10 protein-coding genes and 1 pseudogene are annotated in these 16,397 nt (G+C 64.5%); 7 read left to right on the plus strand and 4 right to left on the minus strand.

Annotated features, from left to right (window positions below):
- Positions 1-47 precede the first annotated feature (47 nt).
- The gene (locus DFR52_RS01025) at positions 48-1,376 is read right to left on the minus strand and encodes a M48 family metalloprotease (RefSeq protein ID WP_110030078.1); all 1,329 of its coding nucleotides are present in this window, start codon (positions 1,374-1,376) and stop codon (positions 48-50) included.
- A gap of 264 nt (positions 1,377-1,640) precedes the next feature.
- Between DFR52_RS01025 and DFR52_RS01030 the strand changes: the two genes are divergently transcribed.
- Positions 1,641-2,813, plus strand: coding sequence for a pyridoxal phosphate-dependent aminotransferase (locus DFR52_RS01030; protein WP_170132199.1), 1,173 nt, complete (start codon positions 1,641-1,643; stop codon positions 2,811-2,813).
- A gap of 204 nt (positions 2,814-3,017) precedes the next feature.
- Here DFR52_RS01030 and DFR52_RS01035 read toward each other — a convergent pair whose 3' ends face one another.
- Complete coding sequence (locus DFR52_RS01035; protein WP_110030079.1) at positions 3,018-6,029, minus strand: Rne/Rng family ribonuclease; 3,012 nt, start codon at positions 6,027-6,029, stop codon at positions 3,018-3,020.
- Between the two features lie 81 nt (positions 6,030-6,110).
- On the opposite strand from DFR52_RS01035, the gene DFR52_RS24380 reads away from it, so the two are divergent.
- From DFR52_RS24380 to DFR52_RS24935, 5 genes and pseudogenes are all read left to right on the plus strand, one after another.
- Positions 6,111-6,260, plus strand: a complete 150-nt coding sequence (locus tag DFR52_RS24380) for a hypothetical protein (protein ID WP_158284823.1) — start codon at positions 6,111-6,113, stop codon at positions 6,258-6,260.
- Positions 6,261-6,777: 517 nt separating this feature from the next.
- Positions 6,778-8,112, plus strand: coding sequence for an N-acetylmuramoyl-L-alanine amidase (locus DFR52_RS01040; protein WP_245415145.1), 1,335 nt, complete (start codon positions 6,778-6,780; stop codon positions 8,110-8,112).
- 207 nt (positions 8,113-8,319) lie between these two features.
- The gene (locus DFR52_RS01045; RefSeq protein WP_110030080.1) at positions 8,320-10,782 is read left to right on the plus strand and encodes a penicillin-binding protein 1A; all 2,463 of its coding nucleotides are present in this window, start codon (positions 8,320-8,322) and stop codon (positions 10,780-10,782) included.
- A gap of 229 nt (positions 10,783-11,011) precedes the next feature.
- A protein-coding gene (gene prfB, locus DFR52_RS01050; RefSeq protein WP_170132200.1) for a peptide chain release factor 2 occupies positions 11,012-12,140 on the plus strand; the annotation gives its coding sequence in 2 pieces (ribosomal slippage) (positions 11,012-11,080 and positions 11,082-12,140; 1,128 coding nt in all).
- Positions 12,141-12,658: 518 nt separating this feature from the next.
- Positions 12,659-13,631: pseudogene (locus DFR52_RS24935) on the plus strand (flagellin N-terminal helical domain-containing protein).
- A gap of 60 nt (positions 13,632-13,691) precedes the next feature.
- On the opposite strand, the gene DFR52_RS01060 reads toward DFR52_RS24935, so the two are convergent.
- Complete coding sequence (locus DFR52_RS01060; RefSeq protein ID WP_110030082.1) at positions 13,692-14,321, minus strand: hypothetical protein; 630 nt, start codon at positions 14,319-14,321, stop codon at positions 13,692-13,694.
- 39 nt (positions 14,322-14,360) lie between these two features.
- Positions 14,361-15,125, minus strand: a complete 765-nt coding sequence (locus DFR52_RS01065; protein WP_110030083.1) for an NAD kinase — start codon at positions 15,123-15,125, stop codon at positions 14,361-14,363.
- Between the two features lie 231 nt (positions 15,126-15,356).
- On the opposite strand from DFR52_RS01065, the gene DFR52_RS01070 reads away from it, so the two are divergent.
- Complete coding sequence (locus DFR52_RS01070) at positions 15,357-16,391, plus strand: hypothetical protein (RefSeq protein WP_146215517.1); 1,035 nt, start codon at positions 15,357-15,359, stop codon at positions 16,389-16,391.
- Positions 16,392-16,397 lie beyond the last annotated feature (6 nt).

Below are 16,397 nucleotides of genomic sequence, written 5' to 3' on the forward strand. Positions count from 1 at the left end.
GGTCGTGAACCTTTCTGCGACGCTGCCCGGCTTGGGGAGGGTCCTGTCTATTTTCCGATGGTTAAGATGTCGTTGGCGCGGCGCGCGCCGGGCGATTTCGGCGGCAGCTTGCCCGCGGCGCGGGCGGCAAAGATCTTGGCCTGCTTGACGTTGCCGGCACGGTAATTGCCTTCGGCCATGGCCAGTTCCGCATTGCCGATGTCGCCGCTGGCGCCATAGGCCTGGCTGAGGCTGAGATAGGCGGCGTAATTGTCGGGATCGCTCTGCAGGGCCCGGCCGAGTTCATCGACCGCCCGGTCGATCTGGTGCTTGTCGCCGGTGGCCAGCAGCGCGACGCCGAGACGGGCCCGGATCAGGCCGGACCTGCTGCGATCGAGCTTCAACGCCTTGTCGAAGGCCTTCGCCGCGTCAGCCGCCTTGTGCAGCTTGAGCAGCACCTCGCCGCGGAACTCGTGGATATAGGGGTTGGACGGACTGGCCGCGACCAGCGCGTCGAGCTTCTTCAGCGCCGCGGCCGAATTGCCGCCGAGATCCGTGGCGATGGCGTCGCCATATTTCGCGGCCAGCGAGCCGCGATCCTTGAACAGGCGGGAGACGGCTGCCTGGCCGCCGGAATAGGCGGCGATCTTGGCGCGCATCATCTGGTGGCGGGCAATCAGGCTGGCGGGATCGGCGGTGTCGAAATAGGGACTGGCCTCGGCCAGGCTCTCGAGCAGCGCGATGCGTTCGCGCGGCAGCGGGTGGCTGATCTGGTACTGGTCGACCTGCACGCCCGCCAGCGACAGGCTCTGCGAGAACCGCTGGAAAGTGGTCAGCATGCCCTTGGCGGACTGGCGGGTGGCTGACAGATACTTGGCCGCCGCCTGGTCGGCATTCATCTCTTCCGAGCGCCGGTAGGAGAGCAGCCCGCGCATCGCCATGGAGGGGGCCGCCGAGGCGATGGCGGCGCCGCCGCTGGCTCCGCCGGAATTTCCCGACACGCTGCCGGCAACAACGGCACCCGCGCCCAGCAGGCCGCCGACAATGGCCATCGTTCGGGCGCGCGCCATCTGCTCGCGCAGACGATGCTGGTGGCCGCCGGCCAGGTGCCCGGCCTCGTGCGCGATGACGCCGATGATCTCGTTGGGCACTTCCGACGACATCAGCGCGCCGGTGTTGATGAAGATCCGGCGCCCGTCGACAAACGCGTTGAAGCTCGGATCGTTGACGATGATCACCTCAACGCCGTTGCGGTTGAGACCGGCGGCCTTCAGCACCGGCGTCGCGTAATCGAGCAGCAGGGTTTCGATTTCCGCATCCCGCACCACCGAGACGCGGCCCTGGGCCAGCGCCGGGGAAGTGGCGGTCATGGCCAGCATCATGGTGGCCGCAGCCATCCGTCGGAAAAATGTCGTTGTCGTCAGAGCCAAGATAACCTCTCCGCTCGGGCCGAGCCCGAGCCCATGGTGTGCGGCAAACCTAACCTTCATGCGGGCAAAAGGAAATGCCGGAGGATGCGGCATTGTTCGCGCTCGCGCTCTTGTGAACGCCACGACAATCGGGCAATTGTGCGGCCATTCGGCAATCGGGCGCCATGCCGCGCGCCGATGGCCGGCATGTTCATCGGGGATGCGGCGGCTCCATGACCTGACAACAAGGAGATGCCCGTGGCCATCAAGCGCAAGCCGTCCGTCGAACCGTTCCACGCCATGGACGTGCTGGCCGCCGCCACCCGGCTGCGCGTGCAAGGCCACGACGTCGTGTCGATGGCGGTCGGCCAGCCGGCGCATCCGGCGCCCCGGCCGGCGCTCATGGCCGCCCGGAAGGCGCTTGAAGCCGGACGCATCGGCTACACGGATGCGCTCGGCACGGGCAGCCTGCGCGCGGCGATCGCCGATCACTACCAGCGCACCCACGGCATTCGGCCGGATCCGGCCCGCATCGCGGTGACCACCGGATCGTCGGCTGGCTTCAACCTGGCCTTCCTGCAATTGTTCAGCCCCGGCGACCATGTGGCGATCTCGCGGCCGGGCTATCCGGCCTACCGCAACATCCTTGCGGCCCTCGGCCTCAAGGTGGTCGAAATCCATGTCGGCCCCGACACCGGCAATGCGCTGACGCCGGATGCCATCGAGGCGGCCGAGCGGGAGGGCGGGTTCCGCATTTCCGGGGTGCTGATTGCCAGTCCCGCCAATCCGACCGGCGCCGTCACATCACGTGCCGCGCTGAGCGAACTCGACGCCTGGTGCCACGCCCGCGACGTGGCCTTCATCTCCGACGAGATCTATCACGGCCTCACCTATGCCGGGGGCGAGACCACGGCGCTGGAGATCTCCGACCGGGCGGTGATCATCAATTCCTTCTCCAAGTATTTCTGCATGACCGGCTGGCGCATCGGCTGGATGGTGCTGCCGGAGGATCTGGTGCGGCCGATCGAGTGCCTGGCCCAGAGCCTCTATATCAGCGCGCCGGAACTCTCGCAGGTCGCAGCCGAAGCGGCGCTGAGCGCCGAGGCCTACATGGAGATGGAGGCGGTGCGAGAAGGCTATGTCAAGAACCGCGAATTGCTCTCGAGGCGGCTGCCGGAACTGGGCCTGCCGCTGGCGGCCCCCATGGACGGGGCGTTCTATGCCTGGTGCGACGTCTCCCGCCACAGCAACGATTCGATGGCGTTCGCCCGCGAGATGCTCGGCGCCATCCATGTCGCTGCGACGCCGGGCAGGGATTTCGACCCGGTCGAAGGCTCGCGCTTCATGCGCTTTTCCTATGCCGGAAGCCATGCCGAGATGGAGACCGCGCTCGACCGCATGCAGGCCTGGCTCTGCGCCCGATAAAGCGCATCGCGGGAAATCAGATTCATGCGACGTGCTTTGGATCTTTCTAATTGCACATGTCGTGACCCGAAACCGCTGCACACTTCCGGGCGACATGAATTGGGACCTTGCGCGCCGCAACCCGCACTTCATTGGGAACTCTGAAGACAAAAAAACCGGCGGGATGACCGCCGGTTCTTGATTCTCAGGTCTGGAGTCGCGGGATCAGAAGAACCCGCGCTTCTGCCACCAGCCACCCTTTTTCGGCTTGTCTGCCGCGGGCTCTTCGGCCGACGACGTGACCACCGGCTTCTGCGCGGCTGGCGCGGCTTCGGCAGGCTTGGAGGGCTCGGACGCCTTCTCCTCGACGTCGGCCTGGCTGGCGGCTTCCTTGTCGGCGGCGGGAGCCGCGTCCTCGGTGACTACCGGCGCCGCGGCCTCGGCCGCCAGATCGCCGGTCGATGCCAGGGCTGCCTCGGCTTCGGCCGCAGCAAGCGCCTCCGCCTCGGCGGCTTCGGCCGCGATCATCGCCTTGGTGCGGCGCTTGCGCGGCGCCGGCTTGGCCGGCTTGGTTACCACCTCCTCGATCACTTCGATCGCGATTTCGGGCGACTCCAGATCGGCGGCGGCTTCCTGACGGGCATTCGAGCGGGTGTGGTCGACGCCTTCGATGGCGGCTTGCGCGTCGCCTCCCTCCACGGCTTCATCAGCCTCGGAAGAGCCCGCATCGGCCTCGTCGGATGCATCGCCCGAGGCCTGGGCCTCGTCGGATCCTTCCGTGCCGCGTTCGTCCTCGCGATTGCGGCGACCGCCACGCTTGCCGCGCCGGCGGCGCTTGGCCGGACGCTGGTCGTCACCCTCGGCCGCAGTGGCCGTGGCGTCGGTTGCCGTGTCCTCGTCATCGCCGTCGTCGTCGCCGGAGTCTGCGTCGTCACCCGACTGGGCTGTCTGGCCTTCCGGGCCCGATTCCATATCGCCTTCGGTGCGGCGTCCGCCGCGACGCCTGCGGCGCCTGCGCTTGCGGCCTTGGCCGTCCTCGCGGTCCTCGGCGGCGGGCGCCTCGGACCTGGACTCGGTGCGGGTCTCGGCGGCAGCCGCCTTGGCGGGCTCCACAGCCGCGACGTCCTCGTCGTCCACTTCCTCGACGATGTCGAGATCATCGTCCTCTTCGACCACGTAGTTCATCGAGGCGGCGGTGATGTGTTCGATGCTGACCGGGTTTTCCACGGCCATGCCGCGGTCGATGGCAAAATGCTGCGCGGCCACACCGGCATCGGCGACGAAGCTGATCGCCAGTCCGAAACGGCGCTCGAGGTCCATGATGGTCTCGCGCTTGTGGTTGAGCATGTAGAGCGCGGTATCGGCCGTGGTGCGCACGGTGATGTTGTGCGTGGTGTTCTTGAGCAGATACTCCTCGATGCCGCGGATGACGTGCAGCGCCACCGACGATTCCGAGCGGATCAGGCCGGTGCCCGCGCAATGCGGGCAGACCTGGGTCGTGCTTTCGAGCACCGAGGCGCGGATGCGCTGGCGCGACATTTCCAGAAGGCCGAAATGCGAGATGCGTCCGACCTGGATGCGGGCGCGGTCGCTCTTGAGGCAATCCTTGACCCGCTTCTCCACCGCACGGTTGTTGCGGTTTTCCTCCATGTCGATGAAATCGATCACGATCAGGCCGGCAAGGTCACGCAGGCGCAACTGGCGGGCGACCTCTTCTGCCGCCTCCAGGTTGGTCTGCAGCGCGGTGTCCTCGATCGAATGCTCGCGGGTCGAACGGCCGGAGTTGACGTCGATGGCCACCAGCGCTTCGGTCTGGTTGATGATGATGTAGCCGCCCGACTTGAGCGTCACCTGCGGCTGCAGCATGCGATCGAGCTGCGCGTCGATGCCCGAGCGGGCAAAGATCGGCATCAGCTCGCGATAGGGCTGAACCACCTTGGCGTGGCTCGGCATCAGCATCTTCATGAAGTCCTTGGCTTCGCGGTAGCCCTCCTCGCCGGAAACGACGATCTCGCTGATGTCCTTGTTGTAAAGGTCGCGGATCGAGCGCTTGATCAGGCTGCCTTCCTCATAGACGAGGCAGGGCGAGGTGGAGCGGAGCGTCAGGTTGCGCACGTTCTCCCACAGGCGCATCAGATATTCGAAGTCGCGCTTGATCTCGACGCGGGTGCGGTTGGCGCCTGCGGTGCGCAGGATCACGCCCATGCCCTTGGGCACTTCCAGTTCGCGGGCGATTTCCTTGAGGCGCTTGCGGTCGACCACATTGGTGATCTTGCGCGAGATGCCGCCGCCGCGCGCCGTGTTCGGCATCAGCACCGAATAGCGACCGGCCAGCGACAGATAGGTGGTCAGCGCCGCGCCCTTGTTGCCGCGTTCTTCCTTGACGACCTGGACCAGGAGGATCTGGCGGCGCTTGATGACTTCCTGGATGCGATACTGCTTGCGCGGCTTGCGGACCGGACGATCGGGGAGTTCTTCCTGGGCATCCTCGGCGCCGACGGATTCGACGTTGTCCTCCTCGGACGCATCGTCCCTGTCGTCGTTGCGCGAACGGCGGCCCTTGTTGCCGCGCTGCCTGACGGGCTCGGAGATTTCCTCGGCCTCGACATCGGCGGACATGGTGGTCGGCTTGTCGCCGCCATTGTCGTTGCCGGCGTCATCATCGCCGCTGGTCTCGGCACCAGTGCTGTCAGCGCCAGCAGCTCCGGACGTGTCGCCGGCGGCCGCGCTGTCGTCCGCGGATGCTTCGGCCGCGGCATCGTCTTCGCCCGACTCATCGGATGAAGTCGTGTCATCGGACTGCTTGCGCCCGCGGCGCGAGCGGCGGGCGCGCGGCTTGCCGTTCTTGTCGGCGGAGGCCTCGCTGCGGGCTTCAGCGGCGGCGGGCTTGCGCGCCGGCTTGGCCTCCGGCTCCTCGTCGGCACTTTCGAAATCGGGATCGTTGCGCGCATCCTCCGCCTCGGCGAGAAGCAGCGCCTGCCGGTCGGCCAGCGGGATCTGGTAATAGTCGGGGTGGATTTCAGCGAAGGCCAGGAAACCGTGGCGATTGCCGCCATAATCGACAAAGGCGGCCTGGAGCGACGGCTCCACGCGGGTGACTTTTGCCAAATAGATGTTGCCGCGAATCTGTTTCTTGTGCTGCGACTCGAAGTCGAATTCCTCTATCCGTGAACCACGAACGACAACGACGCGGGTCTCCTCGGGATGGGAGGCGTCGATAAGCATTTTCTCTGCCATTTAATATGCGCTCCTCGGCGCGCCCGCGTCTGGTCCTGTCCATGTCCTGTCCAGCAGGGCAGTGGAGAGACGGCACGGGTCGTGCCGGATAAAAGATATTCCAACGTGCGGCTGGCGGTGGTGCGCGGGAAGGCCGAAGCCTGGGCAATCGCTGCCCTGGACCGGTTCACTCGTAACAATTTCCGCTTCTTCACCATCAATCGCGCCGACTGGAAATGCATTTCCGTGTAGTCCTTTCGGACCGATGAAACCCCTTGCGGGGTGCTGCGGCGAGGGGTCGCCGCGATGTTGTGGCAGATTTTCACTCTGCCGGGTTCAATCAATCTGGCGGCCATGATGCGTCCGGCGTAGCGCCGTGCCGCATGTCCGGCCTCCTGTGCGGGACCGTATCAAGGCCGACCTGCCTCGCAAGGCCAGACGGTCCGGTGGTTCCCGGGGAGAGAGAGCGGCTGGACGACGGATGATCAGCACACCTGGCGCCGGTTTACCCCAGTCCGGGGTGGCGGCCGAAAGGGTGACAGTTCTATCCCGTCAAAACTCTTTCCCAACTATCGCTTTTATGGTCTGGCATCGAATCTTGCAAGCTGAAAACACTTTCCGGACCGGTGCCGAAACAACGGCTCGCATCAATTGGTCTGACCAGAGCAATCCTGGCTGTGCCATCGTGGTAAACGTCAGGTTAACCATGTACTGCCACGGTCCTGACACGCGGGTCGGCTTGGATGATTCGACACGAGGCGGATCCCGGATGAAAGGCAATGCAGCGAGAATGGGCATGACGGTGTCAGGCAGGGAGAAAGCGCGACGGGGCACCCGCACCTGGAATGCGCCGCGGCTGCCTTCCGCCGCGCGCGGCATCGTGCTGGCCGTTCTGGTGCTCGCCTCGGCGGCTTTCGTCTTCGTGCCGGGCGCCGACGCCCAGGTGCTGCAGCCGGCAATCGAGCCCGCGCCCACCGCCGCCGCGCCGCGACCCGGGCCGCTGGTGGCGTTTTCGGCACGCGTCGCCGGCGACGACCAGCGCACCCGTCTGGTCATGGAGTTCGAGGCCAAGCCGGATTTTCAGGTCCGGTATCTCGACGGGCCCGACCGCATCGTCATCGAGCTGCCGGAAACGGCTTTCGGCTTCCCGCCCGCCGAACTCGATCCGCGCGGCCTGTTCAAGCTCATCCGCTTCGGCTCGGCCGGGGAGGGGCGCTCGCGCCTCGTTCTGGGGCTTGCCCGTCCGGCGCAACTGGATCTGGCACAGTCCCAGCCCGCCGAGGGCGGCGCCGGCTTTCGCATGGTGCTGGATGCCGTTGCCGTCGCTCCGGACACGTTCGCGGGGCTGGTGGCGAAGACCGACTGGGTGCGCGGCGCGGCGAGGGGCGGCCGGCTGGCGCCGGCAACGGACAAGCAGTTCACGGTAGTCATCGACGCCGGTCACGGCGGCATCGACGGCGGCGCGGAGGGCATTGACGGCGTCCAGGAAAAGGACGTCACCCTGGCCTTCGCTGCGGCGCTCGATGAGAAGCTCAAGGCCATCGGCGGCATCCGGGTGCTGATGACCCGAAGCGACGACAGTTTTCTGTCATTGTCGGGGCGGGTGCAGTTCGCCCGCGACAGCCGCGCGGATCTGCTGATTTCGCTGCATGCCGATTCCATTGCCATGCGCAGCCTGCGCGGGGCCACCGTCTACACGCTCTCCGACAAGGCGTCGGACTCGGTGGCGGCGTCGCTGGTCGAGCAGGAAGACCGGCACGACGCCCTGGTCGGCGCCGATCTCGACGGCAAGACAGACCTGGTGGCCGGCATTCTCATCGATCTGGCCCGCAGCGAGACGCGCGTGTTTTCCAACGGTCTCGCCGGCAAGGTGGTCAGTTCCTTCGAGGGCCAGGTCAAGCTGATCAACAATCCGCATCGGCAGGCCGGGTTCCGCGTGCTGCAGGCGCCCGATGTTCCCTCCGTGCTCATCGAGCTCGGATACCTGTCCAACCGCGACGACGAGAAACTGCTCACCGATCCGGAGTGGCGCGACCACACCGCCGGTCTGCTGGCGCAATCCGTGAAGGATTTCCGGGAGACAATTCTCGAGGCGGTGCGATGAATCTCCGTGTGAGGCCGACCGGTTTCATGCTATGGAATCGCCGTGTTGTCATGGCCACACTGTCAGGGTTCGACCGATGCCGGACCTTTCAATCGGGCTTGCGGCCCTATTTTGCGCACATTGTCCGGGCTAAGCCGGATGGTAGGCCACAAGGCCATGCCGGTGTGAATTCGCCTGTTTGTGTAAACCGTCAACGGTAAGAGAATAATGATACGACTGATTGGATATCTCTTCGGAATCGGCGCAGTGCTGTTCCTGATGGTGGCCGCCGGCGTGGCCTGGTACATCGGCGATGTGTCCAGGGACCTGCCCGACTATGAGGTGCTCAACAGCTACGAGCCGCCCGTGACGACGCGCGTTCACGCCGCCGACGGCGAGTTGATGGCCGAATACGCCCATGAACGGCGGCTGTTCCTGCCGATTCAGGCCATTCCGGACCGCGTCAAGGCCGCCTTCATTTCCGCCGAGGACAAGAATTTCTACACCCATCCGGGGGTCGACATCACCGGCCTTGCGCGCGCGGTGATCGTCAACATCCAGAATCTCGGCTCCGGCCGCCGTCCGGTCGGCGCCTCGACCATCACCCAGCAGGTGGCCAAGAACTTCCTGCTGTCGGCCGACCAGACCATCGACCGCAAGGTCAAGGAAGCGATCCTGTCGTTCCGCATCGAGCAGGCCTATTCCAAGGACCGGATTCTCGAGCTCTATCTCAACGAGATCTTCTTCGGCCAGAACGCCTACGGCATCGCCGGCGCGGCGCTCACCTATTTCGGCAAGTCGGTCAACGAACTGACCATCGCCGAGACCGCCTATCTTGCCGCGCTGCCGAAAGCGCCGTCGAACTACCATCCCATCCGCCAGGCGGAGCGCGCCATCGAGCGCCGCAACTGGGTGATCGACCGCATGGTCGAGAACGGCTATGTCTCGGCGGCTGACGGAGCGGACGCGCAGAAGCAGCCGCTCGGCGTCATTCCCCGCCGCAGCGGTTCCTATCTGTTCGCCTCGGAATACTTTTCCGAGGAGGTCCGGCGTGAACTGATCGACCGCTACGGCGTCGATGCGCTCTATGAGGGCGGGCTGTCGGTGCGCACGACGCTCGATCCGCATTTGCAGGAACTGGCGCGCAAGGCGCTGCAAAAGGGACTGATCAGCTACGACGAGCGCCGCGGATTCCGCGGACCCGTCGCCCAGATCGCCATCACCGGCGACTGGGCCAAGGCGCTGAGCGAAATCGAACCCCTGCGCGACGTGCCCGAGTGGAAGCTCGGCGTGGTGCTCGCCGCCACCGACACGGAACTCGAGATCGGCATTCGCCCCGAAACCGATGCGGCGGACGGAGCGGCTGTCGCCACTGAGACGGCCACCGTTCGCGCCGAGGACATGAAATGGGCCTTCCGGCTCGACCGCGACAAGCAGCGCAAGACCGTCAAGACGGCGTCCGAAGTGGCCGCCCCCGGCGACGTGATCTATTTCGAGCCCAGGAAGGGCGAGGACGGCGTCACCCATTGGCGCATGCGGCAGCCGCCGAAGGTCCAGGGCGCACTGGTTGCGATGGATCCGCACACCGGTCGCGTGCTGGCGATGGTCGGCGGCTTTTCCTACGCCCAGTCGGAATTCAACCGCGCCACCCAGGCGCAGCGCCAGCCGGGTTCCGCCTTCAAGCCCTTCGTCTATTCCGCCGCTCTCGACAACGGCTACACGCCGGCCTCGGTGGTCCTCGACGCGCCGATCGAGGTTGTGTCGGGCGGAGAGGTCTGGAAGCCGAAGAACTATGGCGGAGATTCCGCCGGTCCGTCGACGCTTCGCCTCGGCATCGAGAAGTCGCGCAACCTGATGACGGTGCGGCTGGCGCAGGACATGGGCATGAACCTGGTTTCCGAATATGCTGAGCGCTTCGGCCTCTACGACAAGATGCTGCCGGTTCTGGCCATGTCGCTGGGGTCGGGCGAGACCACGGTCATGCGCATGGTGTCGGCCTATTCCGTGCTCGCCAACGGCGGCAAGCAGATCAAGCCGTCGCTGATCGACCGCATCCAGGACCGCTACGGCAAGACCATATTCCGGCATGAGGATCGCACCTGCGACGCCTGTGTCGCCACCGCCTGGCTCGACCAGGAGGAGCCGGAGATCATTGATGAGCGAGAACAGGTGCTCGACCCGATGACCTCCTACCAGATCACCTCGATGATGGAAGGCGTGGTCACCCGCGGCACCGCGGCGAGCAAGGTCAATCTCGGCCGCCCCACCGCCGGCAAGACCGGCACCACGAACGAGGAAAAGGACGCCTGGTTCGTCGGCTACACGCCCGACCTGGTCACCGGCGTCTTCATCGGCTTTGACAATCCCACGCCGATGGGCCGCGGCTCCACCGGCGGCGCGCTGGCGGCTCCGGTCTTCAATGACTTCATGCTGGGCGCGCTCGAGGGCACCCGGCCGGTGGATTTCCGCATCCCCAACGGCATGAAGCTGATCGCGATCAACCGCAAGACCGGCATGCAGGCCGAGCCTGGCGGGCCCGACGTGATCATGGAGGCCTTCAAGCCCGGCACCGGCCCGTCCGACATCTATTCGGTCATCGGCATGGAGGACGTCGCCACCGGCGCGGACATCACCAATGTCTCGCCGCAGGCCAACCGCGCGGTGGTTTCGGGCACGGGCGGGCTCTACTAAGGAGCGCGCGCAAAACGAAGACACGTCGCGCGAAATCGGATTCGCGCGATGTGCCCTGGTTCTCTTCAGCAGTGCATGTCCTGGTCCGGACGCCGCGGCGCAGTTTCGCCGACATGCACAGGACCGGTTCGGAACCCTCGGTTCCTGCCCTTTACATCATGCGGAGCGGACCCTATGTTCCGCCCGCTTTCCCGATTTGCCGATTCAGTGATTACGGACACCAAGAACCATGCGCTCAGAAACCCAGGTCGTTGTCGACGAAATCAAGCAGGCCATAAGCCTGCTGAGGAGGCATCTTTGACTGGGAACCGGCCCTCAAGCGTCTCGAACAGCTGAACTTCAAGGCAGAGGATGCCTCGATCTGGAATGATCCGGTCGAGGCCCAGAAGCTGATGCGCGAGCGCCAGTCGCTCGATGACGGCATCAACGGCCTGATTCGCCTCGAGACGCAGCTCAACGACAATCTCGAGCTCATCGAAATGGGCGAGGAAGAGGGCGATGACGGCATCGTCCGCGAGGCAGAAGCCGCGCTCAAGGAATTGCGGACCGAGGTCACGCGCCAGCAGATCGAGTCGCTGCTGTCCGGCGAGGCTGACGGCAACGACACCTATGTCGAAGTCCATTCCGGCGCCGGCGGCACCGAGAGCCAGGACTGGGCCAACATGCTGTTGCGCATGTACACCCGCTGGGCCGAGCGCCACCGGATGAAGGTGGAGCTGATGGAAGTCCATGACGGCGAGGAAGCCGGCATCAAGTCGGCGACGCTGCTGATCAAGGGCCACAACGCCTATGGCTGGATGAAGACCGAATCCGGTGTCCACCGGCTGGTGCGGATCTCGCCCTATGACAGCCAGGCGCGCCGCCACACCTCGTTCTCGTCGATCTGGGTCTATCCGGTGATCGATGATTCGATCGAGATCGACATCAAGGAAAGCGACTGCCGCATCGACACCTATCGGTCGTCGGGTGCCGGCGGCCAGCACGTCAACACCACCGATTCCGCCGTGCGCATCACCCACATTCCGACCAATATCGTGGTCCAGTGCCAGCAGGAAAGATCGCAGCACAAGAACAAGGCCAAGGCCTGGGACATGTTGCGGGCGCGGCTCTACGAGGCCGAACTCAAGAAGCGCGAGGATGCGGCGAGCGAGACGGAAGCCACCAAGGCCGAGATCGGCTGGGGCCACCAGATCCGCTCCTACGTGCTGCAGCCCTACCAGCTGGTCAAGGACCTGCGCACCGGCACCGAAAGCACCAATCCGACCGACGTGCTTGACGGCAAGCTCGATCCCTTCATGGAGGCAGCGCTCGCCCAGCGCGTCTATGGTGGCAAAGAGGCTGTCGAAGACATCGACTAGCTCGCTTTTGCCTCTGAGTGAATCTCCAAAGCACGCCCAGTTCTTGAATTCTCGAACGACGAAATGAAACTTCCGTCGTCCGGAAATGCTCTCTGGCGGTACGGCAGGCAAGGTTGCCAGAACGGCGGCGCATCGTGCGTCGTCGTTTTTGTCTGTGCGAGGCAGCCTGTTCGGCAGCCAGGGAGGCCAATGTGACCGCGTGCAGGTGTAGCAAGGTGACGCTGCAGGGGCGATCCCCACCAGCGTCGCGCACTCCACGGCGCCCGGACTGTTCGCCGCGCAGCGCGCACGCCATGGCGCTGATATCCGATATCGGCGGATTTGCGGGCGCCGCGCCGCCGGGCGATTTCAGCTTATTCGCCACCTTAATCCCGCCGCGCCCCTGAAAATTCAGCATTTTTCGGAAATCCGTAACAACACATTAACCTTTATCGGCGAAATTTCGCATGTGAAAAGGTGCTGCGTTGAGGCGGAAAATCTCAGGCATCTGATGTTTGTCGCAATCTTGGGGCGCATTCATGGCCAGCATTTCGACAAATATTGCGGCGATGTCCGCTCTGCAGACGCTGCGGTCGATCAACGGTCAGATGGAGACCACGCAGTCGCGCATCTCCAGCGGCTACAGGGTCGAGACCGCCGCTGACAATGCCGCCTATTGGTCCATCGCCACCACCATGCGCTCCGATGTCAAGGCACTGTCGTCCGTACAGGATGCCCTGGCGCTCGGCGCGGCCACGCTCGATACCGCCTATGCCGGCATGAATTCGGCCATCGAAGTCGTGGATGAGGTCAAGAAGAAATTCATAGCCGCGCGCGAACCGGGCGTGGACAAGTCCAAGATCAACAAGGAGCTGACACAACTCAAGGAACAGCTCCGGTCGATCGTGGCGTCATCGAGTTTCAACGGCCAGAACTGGCTTTGAGTGGAATACCAGCGCCGATTCGGAGGACAAGACCCTCGTCGGTTCCTTCGTCCGCAACCAGGACGGCTCCGTGGATCTCGGCACCATCACCTATGACGTGACCACCGGCTACGGCATCACAGGCGTCAACTACCTCGTCGACAATGGCGGGGTGGGCGAATACGGCATCCTGACCAGCGACGCCTTTGCCACTTCGGTCGGGGCCAGCGCCGCCTATGTGCTTTTCAAGGGAGCCACCAATCCGGGCTCGACGGTTGAAATGGTGCTTTCGGCGGCGACGACCGACACCACACTCGATGAGATGATCAAGATCGTCGATGCCATGTCGCAACGGATGATCGATGTCGCATCCAATATCGGTTCTCTTCAGTCGCGCGTCGCCATGCAGAGCGACTTCGTCAGCAACCTCCAGGACACTATGGAGACCGGCATCGGCAGGCTCGTGGATGCCGACATGAACAAGGAATCGACCCGCCTCAAGGCTTTGCAGACACAGAGCCAGCTCGGTATGCAGTCCCTGTCGATCGCCAACTCCAATTCCCAGAACATCCTCTCGCTCTTCCGCTAGGATTCTGCGTCCGGTGCGTCCGGAATGACGATCCATGGTCCGACATGCGTCGAAAACGGCCTAGTTGTCGGCGCGGCTGACCGTGATGTCGCCGAGATCGTCGATGAGCACGGACCATGTTTCGGGCTCCACCGTCTCGAGATCCGGTTTCATATGGACATAGGCGGCAAAGCCGGGCTGGCTTGCCGAACCGCTCGAATCCTCGGGGCGGATGTCGGTCACGTAGCCTTTGAGATCGCTGAGTTCGGCAATCTCCATGCTCATGACCACGTCCGGGCCGTCCTCGCCGAGCGCCACCTGCTGCAGGTAGAAGAGCGAATGGTTGTCCTGGGCGCGAACGGCGGCGATGCGGTAGTAACCCTTCTGCATGGTCAGCACCTCCGGCGCCGGCTCAGTGTCGGCAGCGGCCCCGGTGGCGGGCGCCGGTTCGGCCTGCGCGGCGCCCGCCGCTGGCACGCTGTCGGGAGCCGCGCCATCCGCCGGTGCCGCGCCGCCGTCCTGCTCGTTCGGAAGGCCTTCCCAGAAGCCGCCGGAGACGACGAACATGACCCGGTCCGACAGGGTTTCGATCTCCGTGCCCGGGGCAGCCTGGGCGAGGGCGGGCTGCAGCCACACCTGTCCCAGCAGCGCCAGCAGGGCGGCAAGCTTGAGGGCTGGACGGATCGTGAGATATGCGGGCTGGGTTGGCATGGACGTCACCTGTTGGACTGCGGAATGAAAGACAACGGTTTAATGCAGGAATTGTTCGGCGAGAATGCGGTCGTTCCAGGAGTGGCTGGAATCGGTCAGGATCCGCGTGGTCGAACCGGCCGCCTCGGCCACCACCACCCGGATCACGGATTTGACTTCCATGTGGTCGGCGACCGCGTTGACCGGCCGCTTGTCGGCTTCCAGCACCTCGATGGTGACGGTGGACTTGCTGGGCAGCAGCGCGCCGCGCCAGCGCCGCGGGCGAAACGCGCTGACCGGGGTGAGGGCGAGCAGCTGCGCGTCGAGCGGCAGGATCGGCCCCTGCGCCGAGAGATTGTAGGCAGTCGAGCCGGCGGGCGTCGCCACCATCACCCCGTCGCAGATCAGTTCCTCGAGCCGCACCTTGTCGTCGATGGACAATCTCAGCTTGGCTGCCTGGTAGGATTGCCGGAACAGAGACACCTCGTTGATGGCAAGAGATCGGTGCTCGGCGCCGGCGGCGTCGGTGGCGCGCATTTCCAGCGGCCGGATGATGTTCTCCACCGCCGCGTCGATGCGGTCGTTGAGGCCCGCGTCGGAATAGTCGTTCATCAGAAAGCCGACCGAGCCGCGGTTCATGCCATAGACCAGCCGGCCGGAATTCATCTGCTCGTGCAGCGTCTGCAGCATGAAGCCGTCACCGCCGAGCGCGACGATGACCTCGGCGTCCTCCTGGCGCTCATTGCCGTAGAGGGCTGCCAGATGACGCGCCGCCAGCTGCGCCTCTGGCGAGGAGGAGGCAATGAAACTCAGTTTTCTCGGCATGGATCCGGCTTCTCCGCATTGGGCCGCAACATGGCGGCTCGGCGAGCCGGATGCAAGCGAGGGCCGGGCGGGAAACTCACTCAGACATTGCTTTTGCATCGGGGAATGCTATCACGGCTGACGCTGAGCAACAGCATCGCCTCCCAGCCTCGCGATGGTCGGACGGTACAAAACAGTCTTGCGGGACGGCGCCTGACGGGGTGCCCGCACCAATCCGGGACCATCAAGGACATGCAGGTCGTCATTCACGGTGGAATGCACAAGACGGGCACCACTGCCCTGCAACTGGTCCTCCACGTCAATCGTCAGCGCCTCGCGGAGAACGGCTACTACTGTCCGGCGACGGAACTTCGGCACAACGGACCGGTTCTGAACACCAGGAATCCGGATTGGTCCAGACAGGATCTGAGCGACATCATTGAAGCGGCCAGAAAATCCGGCGCGCACACTCTGCTGCTTTCCGGTGAGACCGTTTCCACGCTTTCGGGCGATCAGTTTCGTCAACTTCGCGAGGTTTTCGTCGATTGCGAGGTGCGCTTCATTTTTTGCGTGCGGCATTGGTCGAGCTATTTGCCCTCGCGATGGGCGCAATATTGCAAGCGCCGGGATTCCCAGACATTCGCCCGATACGTTGGCACCATCGCCAATCGCGACCCCGGGCACATCGACATCCACTTCGACAAGTTCATCGACCGGGCGATGTCGGCGGGGAATAGCTCGGTCGCGGTGGTCTCCTACGATCATGCGGTTGGCTCGGGCCTGGGGGTGGTCGGCGAGGTCTTGCTTGCAGCAGGCCTGCCGGTGCATCTGGTCGGGCAGATGATCGAGTTCACAACTCGGGCAAACGCGACCGCCGACTGGGTGGGTATCGAATGCGCCCGCATGCTCAATGGATTGATCGCGCAACGCCTCGGATTGCCGCAAGACGATCTGAGTCACTCGGTCGGCGAGTTTCGCCGGTGCAATCGGTTCTTCGATCTCGTCGGGCGATTTTCACGGGTCGACCATTCCCTCATGGCCAGCCTGCGCAAGGGAATAGAAACCGCCGACGCAGGATGCGAATTGGATCTCGGCGACCTTGTCCACCGCACCGAAGCCCTATTGAACGTTCGATATCTCGAATTCTTCACCAATGCACGCAACGGCCGGGTCTTTCCCGAAGCCGGCAAGACCAGGATACCCGGTACCGCGCTTGACTGGCAGGAGTTCATTGCCGATTTCGACCGGGAGGCGAGCGATGCTGCCGACCAGATGGGCTTCGCCTGACCGCCT

The organism is Hoeflea marina (assembly GCF_003182275.1).
Lineage (GTDB): Bacteria > Pseudomonadota > Alphaproteobacteria > Rhizobiales > Rhizobiaceae > Hoeflea > Hoeflea marina.

Excerpts from the sequence above, each read along its gene's own strand:
- DFR52_RS01025 (WP_110030078.1), bottom strand. The coding sequence starts at position 1,376 with ATGGCTGCGGCCACCATGATGCTGGCCATGACCGCCACTTCCCCGGCG.
- DFR52_RS01030 (WP_170132199.1), top strand. The coding sequence starts at position 1,641 with ATGCCCGTGGCCATCAAGCGCAAGCCGTCCGTCGAACCGTTCCACGCC.
- DFR52_RS01035 (WP_110030079.1), bottom strand. The coding sequence starts at position 6,029 with ATGGCAGAGAAAATGCTTATCGACGCCTCCCATCCCGAGGAGACCCGC.
- DFR52_RS01040 (WP_245415145.1), top strand. The coding sequence starts at position 6,778 with ATGAAAGGCAATGCAGCGAGAATGGGCATGACGGTGTCAGGCAGGGAG.
- DFR52_RS01045 (WP_110030080.1), top strand. The coding sequence starts at position 8,320 with ATGATACGACTGATTGGATATCTCTTCGGAATCGGCGCAGTGCTGTTC.
- DFR52_RS01060 (WP_110030082.1), bottom strand. The coding sequence starts at position 14,321 with ATGCCAACCCAGCCCGCATATCTCACGATCCGTCCAGCCCTCAAGCTT.
- DFR52_RS01065 (WP_110030083.1), bottom strand. The coding sequence starts at position 15,125 with ATGCCGAGAAAACTGAGTTTCATTGCCTCCTCCTCGCCAGAGGCGCAG.
- DFR52_RS01070 (WP_146215517.1), top strand. The coding sequence starts at position 15,357 with ATGCAGGTCGTCATTCACGGTGGAATGCACAAGACGGGCACCACTGCC.